Consider the following 13782-nt stretch of genomic DNA (forward strand, 5'->3'; position numbering starts at 1 on the left):
CGGCCGCTCAACTGATCGTCTATCAGTACAGCGACCACCTCGGAAATTCATGGCTATCCTGACTGGGTAGCAGATCCGCAAATAGACATATCCCGTTCCAGGTACGCGAGACGGCAATCCCGTCCATACAGCGCCCGAACCCAGCCAGCCCATAACCCGATTCCACCTTTCAAAAATTTGGGTCAACCCGAAAGGGCTTCCACCAACCTATCAGATAACTCCCTATAATGGACCTTTTAGGGAGTTATCCATACTTTTAAAGCTGGAGGCCTTGTTCTGCTTGGCCTCCAGCCCTTCCCTACCTGAAAACGCTTCTACGTGAAATGTAGCTCACTCACAGGGGCTTAGCACTGTCGATTTCACGTAGGAGCGATCTGCGGCTGCTCGTAAAGATCGACGGAACAGTCCGGAAACTCATCTACGGTAAACCGATCAATCAAACTGCGAGCCTGTTCGCTTTCACCATCAGAGGTTTTGGCTCCTATGATCTGAATGAGACCACGCCCAAGGTTTCGAGCTTCGCCTGGACGAGCTATTGAAATCGCATCAGTGAAGATCCGGTCCAACTCGTCCAAAGAGGCTGCCCCCGTGTAGTCCTTTATCGAGAAGCTCATCCCAAAATCCCAGAGGGAACTAGTCAGATTGCGCGCCACAATGAGACTTTGAATCTTCGGTGAAATTAACCCAGCGGGAATACGCCCTAGCGTAATTAAGAGAGACAATCCGCCATACCGGTCATACTTCAACCGATGCGTGTTGATTACCTGTTCCTCAAAATGCTCTCGCTGAACCAGCGCCAACAGCTTTATCATCCCATGCGTAGAAAGATGCTTCCAGCACGTGCCCAAGAAATCATGGTTTAACTCGAAATCGATACGCCCTGAGATGGTCTGAAGAAAACCAATATGGGCGTCTTCGTATTCTGTCCAATCTCCGAAATATACTTTCAGTCGACCGTAACCTTGTGACTCAGACAGGCTGATAATTCTTTCTGCAAATATCGAATTACCAGCAAGTAAAGCGTAAGTCAGTTGCAAACTGGCGAAATTAAGCAATTTCGATTGTGGCACCTTTGCAACCGTGGACACGAATTCAAGCACTGATTGTGCTTCTGTCCAATCAAGTTCATGCAGCCAAAGATTTGCAGTCTTCAGCAAGAACTCTGGCTCGGCTTCCGCCATGCTCCGCTCTATCACGAACCTGGTGTATTCCCGTCGACTAGCCCCTCGATCTGGACCTGGTTCGAAAGCTGCAATTTGCAGTTCGGCATACTTATGAGCATTAGTCATTCCAGTTCCTTCGTATCAATTGTGGATCTTAGGAAAGCCTTGAGGTAATTGAATATCTTTGAAAATGAGTTCGAGCTCCGCCCGATCCAACTGCTTCTTGTCCAGCAGTTCGCTTGAAATCCTGGCGTGAACTGGCTTGTTCATAGCGAGGAACTCCTTGAGGACTTTCACCTGGCTAGCCAGCAGCGACGCAAGGGCAAACTCATTACGCTGCTGCTCATGTAAATTTTGTGGCTCACAGAAATACACGCCGTGATCCTGCATTTGCAGATAGTCACGGGCGAGCGCCTGCCAACGCGACAAATCTCCCAAAGCACCAAGGGTCACCTCGGATGAAGTGCTGGATATCTGAGCTTCACCTTCCCGACCTGCCAATAGCAAGAACATGAACCACTCGGTAAACGCTTTTGTCCGTAGACATCTTTCGTCCAGGCCGCTCACGTACCCCAAATGATTTTTACTATCCGGTGCTTCATTCATTACGACCATCAAGTTGTCTGGCAATGTCTTCAGTGCTGCATAGCACATCGCGTGCGCGGCTTCGTGCGCAGCCGTATAACGCTGATCACGGATCGTTGGCTTTTGGTTGTCGCGGATTAATGCGCTAACGGCGTACCCTGATTGGATCAGGTAGCCATAGTCACTAGCCGGATTGTTTATACAGCGGCCAATCCACAGCACCGTTAATAACAGCAGAATCAGCAGCAGATACTGCGCTGACAACATCGGTGCGGACATGGCCGCTTCGATTGCCTGATCCCCAAAATTGCCGAGCAGCCACAGCAGGCCAAAATAGCCTGCGAGAGCTTTAATGACTCCCAAATGCTCGACAGGCTCACCCCTCGACCAAGTCTTGTAGATTGGCCTTAAAGCGATGTACGCAACCATCAATAAACCGTACCCTTGAAAGTCTTTATAGATAGCACTTACAAATTCCGTTTCAGGTCGTGGAGTCGTACCGGCGAATGCAATCGTTGCCAACACGAATGCGATACCCTTCAGAATCTCAAAGGTGTGTTGAGTCAGGAAATCGCAAACTTGTTGATACTTTGTTTTCCTGTAATCCTTGCCTTTGACATAAAAGTCAGCGGACTGGTATGACAGGAACCCAATAAAGAAGCTTCCTAGAGCTGATCCGCTGACCCATAGAAAGGTGCAGGCTGCTATCAGAGCAATAGCACCTATTGTTGCAGTACGCTGATAGTGGTCACGATTGACAAACATCTCTATGGATCTCCGCTGAGGACTACTGAATGAGCTTGGTGGCTCAAGCCACGTTCAAAAGGCCCATGCTCGATGACGATTGCAACTGGCGAACGCGCTCAGCCAGCTTCGACCTCGACACACCCTCCCCACCGTTGATTCGATACGATCCGCGATGGTAGGTGACTACCACGGGGGTGCCTGTAACGCGCTCTTCTAACTGGCAAAACAACGCCGTCAATTTCCAATCCATCCCACCTACTCCGTTAACTCGTTTAACGCTTCAACTTGTTCGCTACCCTTCTGCTCCGCCAAACGCCGGGACAACCCTTCAAGCGCCCTCTTCTGCGCGAAAACTTCGGTCGCCAGTGCTTTGTGTTTTTCAGGAATTGTGCCCTCACCTGTCATAAACGACAGAATTAGATACTCCAATGCAAACACTGCGAGCAGCACGCAAGCCACATCCACATTGATGTCGACTTTAGATCCAGGAGCTGACATCGGCCCAAGACCTACATCCGAACCCGCACTGCTCTGCCATGCATCTGGCCGTGGAATCTGAAAGCCTTCCACATGAATGTCCGCCCAGTGACTGCCGGAATGCTCAAGCGCTGCGTCAATTGTGGCGCTAACACACGATTCATACTGACCACGCCAAGCATCAGGCCAACGATTGATAGGCTGGGATTGCATTGTGATTCCTCAAAAATACACGATAGAAATTATACACTACACTTCGGTATAGTACAATTTATCCGTAGTCGCTTGAGATCCTTATGACATCCGCCATTACCGCAATTACAAGACAGGCTGAAGCGCTCTTGAATAGTCACGGGCTGATTGAGGATGCCAAGCTGGTCGGGGCGTCAATGCCAGTCGCGCCCACGGAGGATGCGGCTTATGAATTGATAGCAGCAATTGAGGGTCGCCTCCTTCGCACCAACGCCCTTGCCGCGTACCAGCTGCACGAGCTCATGCACCAACCTCTTACCGGAGCCCCGGCCATGGACTATTTGCCGTGGTTAGAACACAGAAGAAACAAGCCTGGTCCAGAGCCAGCAATCGCATCCCTGATTCGGCCGTCGGGAATGGGGGATCGCTCCCAGATGCGCAACGCACTGTCGACCATGTTTCAGAAGCTCACCATCGACACCGAGCGCGCACAGATGACCGGGACGTTCGAAGAGACGTTTGTACCCAAAGTCGACTGCCACCTTCCCCGGTAATTTCAACTGGCAACTGTTCAGTGCCCCGATAAGGATCATCTCAAGTGACCACACGCAAAATCTCATGTCTTCTGATGCTGGCCATATCTGTCATATCCGTTCCAGCGTCCGCAGGTTTTCTCACCAACGAAGCTGGCGGAGTAATCACCGAGCTTGCTCTTGATGCACTTCGAAAGAAGACCAATGCAGGAACCCAGTCTGGCCAATCTGCCCAGTCGACCCAGACATCCCAGCAATACAGCGTTGAAGCGGTGTTGGACGGTGACACTATTGCCGTCCGTTCTGTTGATGGCCGCACGTCCTACCGCGTGCGTATGGCGATGATCGATGCACCTGAAAAGACCCAAGACTGGGGAATGTCATCAAAGGCCTCCCTGGTGCAACTGCTCAGAGGCTCGGCCACAATCCGTATCGAGTCCTTTGGTCACGACTCCTACGGACGGATGATCGGAATCGTCTTCGATGAACGCTCTCGTAACGTGAATCTTCTTCAACTGGAAAACGGGGCCGCCTGGCTCTATTCCCAATTCGCAGAAAAGCCCGAATTTGCAAGCTACCTTCAGAGCTATAAGGCAGCTGAACAACGCGCGCGCATGCAGCGCATCGGCTTATGGGGTAACCCGAGCCCTACCCCACCTTGGATATTCCGTAGGAGCTAATCGTATGTCTAGCGAGCCACACGACCTGGAGCTGATTGAGAAGTCGCTGAAAATCAGTCTCGTCTACTACAGAACACACGTAACCGCGCCTGAAGCCAAAGCCTATCTAAACGAGAGGGGAATGGGCTCGCAGACCATATGGAAATTTGGAGTCGGTTATGCGCCTGACAAGCTGCGCGGGCTGGTTGATCACTTCTCTTTTGCCACGCTTCGAAATGCGGCCGTGGTGGGTGGGTGCCTAAAAAAACAATCAAACTCTGACCGGCTGCTCGATTTTTTCAGGGGCAGGTTGATGTTTCCGATCATGAATCACGATGGTGTCCTTTGTGGGTTCGGCGGACGCCTAATCAAACCGGGCCCCAATAGAAAGCTCATTGAAGAGTATGCAGACTTTCAACACAGTGGATTTAGCGTGTCCCAAGAGGTGTTGATTGAAGCCGCTGTCTGGGTATTCATGCAGTCATCCGGATCGACGATCAACATCGAAGCTACCAGCAAGCAATTCATTGAGTCACGCGTCCCCCCAGCCGCCGCAGAAGCAGCAGCTAAGCACTTGCTTACCCTAATGGAGCGCGATGAGCTCATTAAGTCATCTGGTGAAGGTCTTTGGCGCGTCGTTCCAAAACTTCCAAAGTACCTAAACACGGCAGAAACCCCTCTGTTCGATAAGTCAGAACTGCTCTACGGTTTTTATCAAAACAAGCGCGAGATCATGGCCAGCGGCGAGGCGATTGCTGTTGAAGGTTACATCGACGTCACGGCCTTATCGGCAGGAGGGTTTCCAATCGGCGTTGCGCCTATGGGTACCGCCCTCACGGCACAACAGCTGAAGCTTCTTCGCGATCACGGCGTTAAGAAATTCTGGATCTGCCTGGATGGCGATGACGCAGGGTTGAAAGCGATGCACCGGAGCATGGAAGTCTTGCTTGAGCACTACGACCCCATGCTCGATGTGAACATCATCATCCTCAAGGATGGCCACGATCCGGACAGCTTGATACGCAAGGAGGGCCCTGAAAGTTTTTCTGAGGCCAAGGCAAACGCCAAGCCTCTTGCTGACTTTATCCACGACACCTGTACGCGCAATCTTCTGTGCTTCAAGCAAGGCACCCTGGTATCACTCGAAGACCGGGCGCATTACCTGAAGGAACTGGAACCTTTCATTCAAAAATCAACCGGTGTCCTACGTGACAAGCTCGTGGACATGGCGGCAGCGTTTAGCGGTCTGGACACATCTGAGATTTACAAATTAAACAAGCTTCAAAGCCATGATGCGCTGGTAAATGACTGGCATCCTCTGGTGCTCATGGCCAGCAGGTGGATGGTTCATGATGAATCCAACAAGGTAAGAGCATCGTTGAAAAATTTGGTTTCTCACTCCGAAGGCCTAGGGACACTCACGAGTCTCGCAAAATCACTTTCGAGCAAACACGAGTCCGCTGGTGCCGAGCGCCAGCTTCAGCAGTACGCGATTGCACACGGCCCACTTGAACCATTCGAACTGAAGACGCTCGCCAGCCAATGGGGTGATTGGCTTCAGAAAGTGACGATGAGCGAACTCATCGCGAAGATCCACGAGAATCCAGACGATGCCCAGGCAACCAGTGCTTTCAAAAGCATGCTGAGAGTCGGCTAATGGTGTGGATGGCCATATGTGGTGACATCGGAGGGGGCAGTAATGCCCTCGCCCTAAACTTGCTGAGAATTTTCCCTCGGGCTTACGGTGTCGTGTTGCCGACCACCACCGCTACGCTTTTGGATGGCGAAACCAACGGCAGCACACGTCACTGCATAGCTATGCCAGAGTTTCTGCGACTTCTGGCTGCGGAGGAGATTGTTGGCCATTGGATTGTTGGTGGAAGATTTTCAGGCACCAGCCTGGCATCCATACTTGCTATCGAGCTTCTCGGTCTACACCCGATTATCCAGATCGATGGCTTTGCACTGCCAAAGCTTCAAACCCTAGCCGAGAAACATGGGCGGACGGTGGTGGCGGTCTGGGTTGAAGAGTGTCCTGAGCGCCTCATCTCGAATCTTGAGAGGCACGTCGATGCAATGCCAGACCCGATAAAAGCATCAATCGCCAAAACCACCCGAAGTCACCATGAGGTGCTATCACGCTCTGATTGGTTGTGGAAAATGCCAATGGATTACGACGAGCTGTTGGCAGCCTATGAGCTCGACGAACGACTATGCGAGCAAGTCAGTAATAATCCGCTGCTCAGATCGGCATAGCGCCACAGAGGGCTACTGGCGAGGCTTCAGCGCTTTAACAAGCGAGGGCAAGGCCATGTGTTCGTGAAGAGTCTGAACAATTTGCCGCAGGGCCTTGGATGGATCTTGGTTTCCAGCGACATCCGGCATCAGTGCTGGTTGATTCGCGGATGACCGGAGATCAGTGATGGGCCGCCCGCCACCCGCCAGTCTTGCTTGCAACAGTGACAAAGAATCGCCTGAGACATGCAAGGCCTGGATAGAAGGCTCTCCCCGAGCCAACCCTAGAATCAACCGCCCTCGCCCACCTTCGAGCTGATCGTCGAGTAGATAGGCTGTCGCTCCAAATGGTGCGAGATTCCTCGTGGCCGTGTAGACGCTGATCATGCCGCTCAGCGGATCGAGAATTCCTTTCCGGTAAATATCGAGGTCGCCATTCAAGCAAACCTGCACCGGCAGTGCCTTCGTGGGTATTCGCTTGCCGATTGCCCCTTTGAGCTCATCAAGAAATACAAGCCCGCTGGATTTGCCGTCGGCAATACAGTGGAAAGCCTCAAGCTCCCGTAACCATTCAAATGCGAGATGGCCACCTTCACTCGACGTTGAACGAATGGTTACAGCCTTCCGTGACAAAACCGCCTGCGAGATCTGCTGGAGATTGTGATCGTTAACGATCCAGCTGGATTTACCAGTGACAGAGTCGGTAGCTGAATCGTAAGAAGAGAAGGTTGTGTAAAGCATTGATCGCTCTGCGAAACATCCGTATCAGTACACAATACCATATATTGCTGTTAGCATTCCCCGACGTAAATTCATCTGGAGTTATCTATGGCTTACGCGTACGCCCCAAGCTCCTTGGATCGGCTTTCTCAGCTTCTTGAACGCAGCGTCCACTCCCATGGAGTTGCTGCTTTTAGCGTGCAATCCGAGGCCATGCCCCTCCACTTTGCACTCGATGCGGCGGGGCCTCTTTTGCCAGCGCTGGTAATGCATGCCCAGGTTTTACTTCACCTTTCCGGAATCAAAACCGGAAACGTGACGGCTGCTGAAGCCTTTCCTTTCACATTCGTCCAGAACGACTCGCCATACGGGAGCGAGGTGGTGCACAGAGCCTCCCCGTTGGCCTTCGCAGTGGCCCATCAGTTTATGGACACCTGCTTAGAACATGCGGTGTGTCTCGGCAAACAGTACTTGGGGTATTCGCCTGAAGAATGGCAGCAGCTGCCTGAAATGCAGCGCGTCGTCCCAATCGAACCCTATTTTGCCAACCTCATGAACGTGATTTTGAGGAAGGAGCTTGAGTCGTCACAAGCCGAGGAGCTTCTCACCGCTTGGCCTGCATCACTCGATCACAAACTCTTGAGCAAAGGCACTTCCGATGATCAGTCCGAAAGACCACAAGCTATCCGGTTCCCTTCTGCTCGATGATTTGCTTTCGGGCGATCAGACTCACGGTCTGCTGAACTCACCATCAAGCAGAGCAGCAGCGCCTCAGCAAACTGAAAAAAGGGGGGAGCAATCCACCCCTTCCCCTCTCATGGCTGAAGCCATGGCTAACTCTACCCGCGCGAATGAGCACGTGGAGCGATTGGCCGCGCAAGCAGAAGATACTCAGCGGAAGCACATAGACCAGAACGCGTTTGCGGATAACTTTTTCGCGGAAGTCAGCGCCGATCTTGAAGTAGATGCGGCGATCAAGGCGGCAGCCCATACAGTCCAGGTTCTTGGGCCGTTGATGAGTGCTATCACAAAGTGGATTGACCCGAATACCGAGATAGACCGGACCACACGGATAATGCAGCACGTGCTCAGTCGCGTCCGGGATGATGCGATCCATGTAGCGAAAGCCATGGATGTTCCAGCAGATGTTTCCCCTGCCTGGCTCACCTCGTTGATCTCAGGCTACCTCATGCCCATTTTTGTGAACGGCATTGATAGAGGAAATGGCACTGTCACTGACGTTGGGAAATCTGATTACCTAATCCCTTTCATAGCATTGGCTGGTAACGCTAAGAACATCACTACTTCAGGAATCCCAGACGCATCATTAGAGTGGCAGTTGTCAATGGCCCTCGCTAGCGCGACATCGGCTGTGATGCTCGAATATGCTGCATTTCCGTATTTCATAAACGACCCAAAGCGCGTCGCGGGGACAGTTTCTGAGTTTCTAACAGACCGCATTCTGAAAGGAACCCTAAGTACCCTGTCTGAAACATTCGAACTCCAACAAGCCGAAAAGAAACAGCTTGGTTCGATGCTTCTAAACCAGTCAGGCTCAATACTCGCCGAGTGCTGGAAAAACGGAATACCGAATGTCTTGAATGAGATGAAACTGCTTCCTATCGAGGAAAGAAGAGAAATTCTTTTAGACGGATATCCACTGGATTCAATCTTTAGGTCCTTTGAGAACATCTATCAAGGAATAGAACTTGCGACTATTTCTTCAATTCGCGCGCTCTCACCTGGGCGGGAAATTCAGCAAAACACTCCTACATCCGGTCAGAGAATGCGCTAATGAGAATTTTCTTAGCTGCTTTGGTCTTTGTGCTCTCGCCGATAACGCTTGGCGCACAGTTAAAACCGTTGACAGCAGAATGCCTCAACAGGGCTGCAACCGCCTACGCATTTCACCCGGATGTGTTGCTAGCGATTCTTTGGGTTGAGGGAGGATCGGTCGGTAAAAACAGTCGTGCAAATAAAAATGGCACTTATGATATCGGTCCATTTCAACTCAATTCAATGCATCGCCAGACAATGAATGACCTTGGCTTTAGTGAAGAAGAGGTTAGAAACGACGGCTGCGTTAACGTGACTATTGCTGCGTGGCATCTCAGGAAGATACTGCCTCCAGAAAAAGAGGCGCAAATACATGATCAAGAATCGTATCTATCAGCAATAGCAAACTATCATTCAGCCACCCCAGAATATAATAAAATTTACGCAGGAAAGCTCAAAAAAGCATTTGAGCACTTTTACAGTGAGGACTCAGAAGAATGAGCGAAGATTACAGCCAAGGCAAATCGACATTCTCGGATATTTTAATACCAATAGCCTTGGCGACAATATTTCCAGTTGTGTTATGGCTGATCCTTAGAGTTCCGGTTATCTGGGCATCACTCTATGCATCCTACTACTCGTTCGGAGTGTACGAACACCTTCACTGGCTAATGAGCCAGTCGGAGCTCCGAGAGATTATTCACGCTCGTGCGGCCATTCCGAAAATGCGGGCGAGTGATTACGGAATAATGACCCTGTTTCAACTGTTCGCCCAACATGGATACGTCTGGCGCTGGGTGATGTGCCCGGCGATGATTTGGTGGGGATGGTCAACATACAAGGGCGTCGCTCGTTTCCGGTACCGGCGCGAAATCCGAAATGTCTACGACCTGATTGAGATCCAGGCAAAGCACTTTCCCGCATCCGCGATCATTCGAGGGAAAAACCTTCTCGCAACCCATCCGTACATTGGCCCGTGGGCCACATATTCCATGCCCCTAGACTTCGCATTGGACAATGGCTTTCTGTGGGCGTCAAAAACGCCAGTGGACTCCGACAGCAAGCTCGATAAACAGAAGATGGTAAAGCTGCCACCATTTTCTCCAGACTTAAAACTCAGGCCATTCAAAGAAAAGCGCCGCCAGCTGCCGAGTCATCAAAACGTCGTGTTAGACATTCAGCGTGCCAACGAGGTTTTCTCAGCACAGTGTGGGAGTCACTGGAAGGGCTATGAGTCGTTACCACCTCTGATCAAAGCGTTGTACGCGATTTTCGTCACCCAAGCGGCGGGAGAAAGACTGCTTGCCTGGAAAATGATCGAGCAACTGGCTTTTTCATTCCGTGAGGCTACATACGATAAAGCTTGGGACCTGGTCACTCCTCATAGTGCGAATACTGATGGTGTCGACGATCTACTTAAAAAATACGCGTCCCAGAGAGCTGTTTTAGACATTATCGAACGACATGCGCATACGATAAACGTCCTTGTTGAAACCCTTGCGCTTGCAAGGAAAAAAGGACGCATTACACACGCCAACTTGTTGTGGTTAAAGCCAGTCAATCGAACGCTCTGGTACGCGGTCTGTGGACAAGGCGGCCAATGTCCCTACTTCGAGGCAAACGGTCCGTGGGCACACGCCCAGGTAGAGCGTTTGATGGGTAAGAAACTTCCTATTCCTCACGTCTTGGGCGCGATTGAAGGTACGCGCGATCAGTTGTCACGCGAGCACTGGATCGATCCTGAAGAGTACTCCGAAGAGTTTGCGCGTAAGCAGGTAACTGAGGCCAACGCCAAACTTGATAAAGCTCGTCAAGACCAAGAAAAGAAACAGGCCACAAAAGCAGGTGTTGGTGGTGGCGGGTTAGGTGCTCTTTTTGAACAACCGGCACAGAAAAAGCCTGCAACGGGTAACCAACAAACGAAAACTAGTGAAGAGCCCTAATAATTATGAGCGGAGCAATTCACGAGCGGTTTGAAATTAAGCAAGATCAATATATCGTTGACCCACGTGGCCTATGGACGAAAATCTGGGACTGCTTCCAATACCCTTGGATACCTTTGGCTTGGGCGATATTTTCGACACTGGTGATTATCCTTTTCCCGGCATTTATTCCATTTGCACTCTTTATATTCGGCCTGCTTTGGCTCGCTGTGATAACAAAGCCAGATGTACTTCCAATCCATCTACCAATAGCAGCAGATAAAAATGATGTGAATGACCCTAAGCCGGGGGATGGCAAAGGGTATTATCGTGCACGAGGTTCCTTTTACCTTGGCAAAATAAAGAAGTTCGGATGGGAAGTTTGGGCAAACTTTGGCGCACTAACACAGCACTTCCTAATCCTCGGCACAACAGGCTCCGGAAAAACTGAAAGTATCATCTCGTATATAACCTGTTATCTGAGCGTCGGTTCAGGCGTAGCGTTCCAGGACGCAAAGGCCGCACCTAAAACACTAGTTCAAGTCGGTACTGTTGCACGAATATTTGGGCGCGATGATGACGTACGAAACACCAACTACATCACGGGTCTAACTTCTGACAAACGAGACTTTGCCGAGCGCCTCTCAAATGATGCCGCTGTATTTGCGCGCGGGTCTGCTGAGAGTAATACCCAGCTCCTAGTATCGCTTATGCCGCCCAGCGAAGGCGAAAACAAGTTGTTCTCTGAGCGAGCGGTTGCACTTGTTTCGGCAGTAATGCCCGCACTTACAGACCTTAGGGAACTTGGCAAGCTCCAGATTGACCCGGCTGTACTACGTCGCAACATGGCGTTCAAGAACTTTGTGAATCTGTATCAGAACAACAACATCACCAAAAGATCACGAGATGCTCTTCAAGCATATCTTTTGTCTCTTCCTGGTTATGATGAAGAAAAAGCGATCAATGCTCAGCCCGAAGAAGTAACCCGCCAGTTCGGTTTTGCGCAGGCATATTTTACTCGCTCCCTATCAAGCTTGTCCGATACCTACGGGCACATCTACATGGTTGGTCAGGGCGAAATTGACTATCAAGACGTTGTTCTAAACGGCCGCATTCTCATCACCCTGCTTCCGAGTATGGAAAAGTCTGGTGAGGAACTTGGCAACCTCGGTAAAATTGTACTAACAGCCACAAAAAACGGCATGGTTGTTGGGCTAGGTACCGTTTTTGAAGGCTCAGCCGAGGATATTGTTCACAACCTGCCAACTAACAGTGAAATTCCGTTTGGCATCATCAATGATGAAAACGCGTACATGCTGATTGAAGGGCAAGAAATTTTGAACGCCCAAGCTCGCGGCCTTGGTTTCGGAATTATGACCGGGACACAAGATGCGCCCGGCATGTTGGAAAACATCTCCAAAACCACTAAGCAGATTCTCGCGAACTCCGCGTTCAAACAAATCATGTACATCGATGATAAAGAGACCACTGAGCTGGCCATTGACTTGGCGGGTGAAGCTAATGTCTTGGTTCGGGGTGAATACGAACGCATCGGTGAGATGGGCAGTGTCTTTGCTGGTAAAGGGGTTCGACTTGAAAGCAGGGCTCGAATTTCTGAGAAGGCCATCAAGGCTCAGGGGCTAGGCCAATCGTTCCTATCGTACCAGGGCAAAGTTCACGAAATTCAAGGATACAACCACGGCATTCAACCAAAAGGCTCTGATCCCTTGATGAGGTTTCTGGATTATTGGTATCCGGTTCGGATGCCAAAAACCAAAATCCCGACAGAGGAAACCATACTCAAGTACATGAAATGGTTTCCAAACAAACATTGGGAAGAGCTACTGCTCATGCTGAGAGATGATGCTCGGCAAATGCTCAGTGAAATGACAGAGTACTTTTCTACTCAATTGATCATTGACTCCCTTACGCAGCTCTACAAAGAGCAGTCTTCGACGGTTCTGACAGAGATGATGGTCGATGATGATGCACTCATCGATACCACTAAACCGACGGGGCTGATCAGCCACATTATCGACGCAGCTCCTACGTCCTACGATGAAACGTGTGCCATGTGGGCACACCTCATGAAAAACAGCACCAGCGGCCAGTTTGGGGTTCAGAAGCTGGCCGAAGCGTCCGGTCTCGATGCGTTCGCCGACACGGATCAGGAAGACATCGACCTCTCGATGCTCAATTCGGGAGGCGGAGATGGTTCTGGGGGTGGTACCGATATCGGGGCAATGCAAAGTCCGCCCACCGGCCAGTCGGTACTCGCCGATTTCTTGGGGGCTGACGTTTTTGTCGAGATCCACGACGCGCCAGACTTCCCAGATCTAGTTGTACCCGACTCACACCTGGAAGAGTCGGACATGTTCTACCAGGCTACGGAAGAACCACCTGTCGAGCTCTCGCCAATGGCCACTGCCGTTGAGCGATCTATGAGCTTCATGCCTTGGATGGCCTCGGCCGTCGAGTACGAGGAAGTGAAGGAGACCCTCCATCAGACTGAACTGTTCTTCAACGGTGGTGATGTGGATGCCGCGAGGGAAGCAGTGAACCATTCCCTTGAAGTAATCAGTGAAGGGTTGGACTACCCAAAAACAGAGAGGAATTCGGTAACACCAACTGAGCAAGAACGGCTTAAGGGCTTGCTAAAGGGTTGGATTAACCAGAAGTAAGCGAACTAAGCGCCCCCCTGCCGCTGTAGGGGGGGGCTCAAGGCTATTCCCGCCCCTTACCCATACTTTGGGGTAGAGGCTCTCGCAGCACA

13 protein-coding genes are annotated in these 13782 nt (G+C 50.9%); 9 read left to right on the top strand and 4 right to left on the bottom strand.

Features of this window, described 5'->3' with window-relative positions; genetic code table 11:
- Positions 1 to 359: 359 nt before the first annotated feature.
- The 3 genes from AC3IUE_RS33330 to AC3IUE_RS33340 all read right to left on the bottom strand — a co-directional run bounded on the left by AC3IUE_RS33330 (position 360) and on the right by AC3IUE_RS33340 (position 3185).
- Positions 360 to 1289, bottom strand: coding sequence for a hypothetical protein (locus AC3IUE_RS33330; RefSeq protein WP_489269670.1), 930 nt, complete (start codon positions 1287 to 1289; stop codon positions 360 to 362).
- Between the two features lie 15 nt (positions 1290 to 1304).
- Complete coding sequence (locus AC3IUE_RS33335) at positions 1305 to 2513, bottom strand: hypothetical protein (protein ID WP_489269672.1); 1209 nt, start codon at positions 2511 to 2513, stop codon at positions 1305 to 1307.
- Positions 2514 to 2750: 237 nt separating this feature from the next.
- A complete protein-coding gene (locus AC3IUE_RS33340; RefSeq protein WP_489269674.1) occupies positions 2751 to 3185 on the bottom strand; it encodes a hypothetical protein in 435 nt (144 codons plus the stop codon).
- Positions 3186 to 3268: 83 nt separating this feature from the next.
- On the opposite strand from AC3IUE_RS33340, the gene AC3IUE_RS33345 reads away from it, so the two are divergent.
- Genes AC3IUE_RS33345 through AC3IUE_RS33360 form a run of 4 tightly spaced genes read left to right on the top strand, consistent with a single transcriptional unit; the run spans position 3269 to position 6612 of the window.
- A complete protein-coding gene (locus AC3IUE_RS33345; RefSeq protein WP_489269676.1) occupies positions 3269 to 3718 on the top strand; it encodes a hypothetical protein in 450 nt (149 codons plus the stop codon).
- Between the two features lie 44 nt (positions 3719 to 3762).
- Complete coding sequence (locus AC3IUE_RS33350; RefSeq protein WP_489269678.1) at positions 3763 to 4377, top strand: thermonuclease family protein; 615 nt, start codon at positions 3763 to 3765, stop codon at positions 4375 to 4377.
- A gap of 4 nt (positions 4378 to 4381) precedes the next feature.
- On the top strand, positions 4382 to 6013 hold the full coding sequence (locus AC3IUE_RS33355) for a toprim domain-containing protein (RefSeq protein WP_489269680.1): 1632 nt from the start codon (positions 4382 to 4384) through the stop codon (positions 6011 to 6013).
- An 8-nt stretch (positions 6014 to 6021) separates the two neighbouring features.
- Positions 6022 to 6612, top strand: a complete 591-nt coding sequence (locus AC3IUE_RS33360) for a hypothetical protein (RefSeq protein ID WP_489269686.1) — start codon at positions 6022 to 6024, stop codon at positions 6610 to 6612.
- Between the two features lie 12 nt (positions 6613 to 6624).
- Here AC3IUE_RS33360 and AC3IUE_RS33365 read toward each other — a convergent pair whose 3' ends face one another.
- Complete coding sequence (locus AC3IUE_RS33365; protein WP_489269071.1) at positions 6625 to 7332, bottom strand: hypothetical protein; 708 nt, start codon at positions 7330 to 7332, stop codon at positions 6625 to 6627.
- Positions 7333 to 7419: 87 nt separating this feature from the next.
- On the opposite strand from AC3IUE_RS33365, the gene AC3IUE_RS33370 reads away from it, so the two are divergent.
- From AC3IUE_RS33370 to AC3IUE_RS33390, 5 genes are read left to right on the top strand one after another with little or no spacing between them, the layout of a single operon-like run.
- The gene (locus AC3IUE_RS33370; protein WP_489269073.1) at positions 7420 to 8019 is read left to right on the top strand and encodes a hypothetical protein; all 600 of its coding nucleotides are present in this window, start codon (positions 7420 to 7422) and stop codon (positions 8017 to 8019) included.
- Positions 7970 to 9106, top strand: a complete 1137-nt coding sequence (locus AC3IUE_RS33375) for a hypothetical protein (RefSeq protein WP_489269075.1) — start codon at positions 7970 to 7972, stop codon at positions 9104 to 9106. Before AC3IUE_RS33370 ends, AC3IUE_RS33375 begins: the two co-directional genes overlap by 50 nt.
- Entirely contained in the window at positions 9106 to 9588 is a 483-nt protein-coding gene (locus AC3IUE_RS33380) for a lytic transglycosylase domain-containing protein (RefSeq protein WP_489269077.1), read from the top strand. Before AC3IUE_RS33375 ends, AC3IUE_RS33380 begins: the two co-directional genes overlap by 1 nt.
- On the top strand, positions 9585 to 11030 hold the full coding sequence (locus tag AC3IUE_RS33385; protein ID WP_489269079.1) for a secretion/conjugation apparatus DotM-related subunit: 1446 nt from the start codon (positions 9585 to 9587) through the stop codon (positions 11028 to 11030). Before AC3IUE_RS33380 ends, AC3IUE_RS33385 begins: the two co-directional genes overlap by 4 nt.
- A 5-nt stretch (positions 11031 to 11035) precedes the next feature.
- Positions 11036 to 13690: a type IV secretory system conjugative DNA transfer family protein gene (locus AC3IUE_RS33390; RefSeq protein WP_489269081.1), complete on the top strand. Its 2655-nt coding sequence runs from the start codon at positions 11036 to 11038 to the stop codon at positions 13688 to 13690.
- The last annotated feature ends 92 nt before the right edge of the window (positions 13691 to 13782 follow it).

It is taken from the genome of Pseudomonas sp. GL_093 (assembly GCF_057837605.1).

Bases quoted from the DNA above. Each gene is read 5' to 3' on its own strand.
- AC3IUE_RS33370 (WP_489269073.1), top strand. From the start codon at position 7,420: ATGGCTTACGCGTACGCCCCAAGCTCCTTGGATCGGCTTTCTCAGCTT.
- AC3IUE_RS33380 (WP_489269077.1), top strand. From the start codon at position 9,106: ATGAGAATTTTCTTAGCTGCTTTGGTCTTTGTGCTCTCGCCGATAACG.
- AC3IUE_RS33345 (WP_489269676.1), top strand. From the start codon at position 3,269: ATGACATCCGCCATTACCGCAATTACAAGACAGGCTGAAGCGCTCTTG.
- AC3IUE_RS33355 (WP_489269680.1), top strand. From the start codon at position 4,382: ATGTCTAGCGAGCCACACGACCTGGAGCTGATTGAGAAGTCGCTGAAA.
- AC3IUE_RS33365 (WP_489269071.1), bottom strand. From the start codon at position 7,332: ATGCTTTACACAACCTTCTCTTCTTACGATTCAGCTACCGACTCTGTC.
- AC3IUE_RS33375 (WP_489269075.1), top strand. From the start codon at position 7,970: ATGATCAGTCCGAAAGACCACAAGCTATCCGGTTCCCTTCTGCTCGAT.
- AC3IUE_RS33390 (WP_489269081.1), top strand. From the start codon at position 11,036: ATGAGCGGAGCAATTCACGAGCGGTTTGAAATTAAGCAAGATCAATAT.
- AC3IUE_RS33360 (WP_489269686.1), top strand. From the start codon at position 6,022: ATGGCCATATGTGGTGACATCGGAGGGGGCAGTAATGCCCTCGCCCTA.
- AC3IUE_RS33385 (WP_489269079.1), top strand. From the start codon at position 9,585: ATGAGCGAAGATTACAGCCAAGGCAAATCGACATTCTCGGATATTTTA.
- AC3IUE_RS33330 (WP_489269670.1), bottom strand. From the start codon at position 1,289: ATGACTAATGCTCATAAGTATGCCGAACTGCAAATTGCAGCTTTCGAA.
- AC3IUE_RS33340 (WP_489269674.1), bottom strand. From the start codon at position 3,185: ATGCAATCCCAGCCTATCAATCGTTGGCCTGATGCTTGGCGTGGTCAG.
- AC3IUE_RS33335 (WP_489269672.1), bottom strand. From the start codon at position 2,513: ATGTTTGTCAATCGTGACCACTATCAGCGTACTGCAACAATAGGTGCT.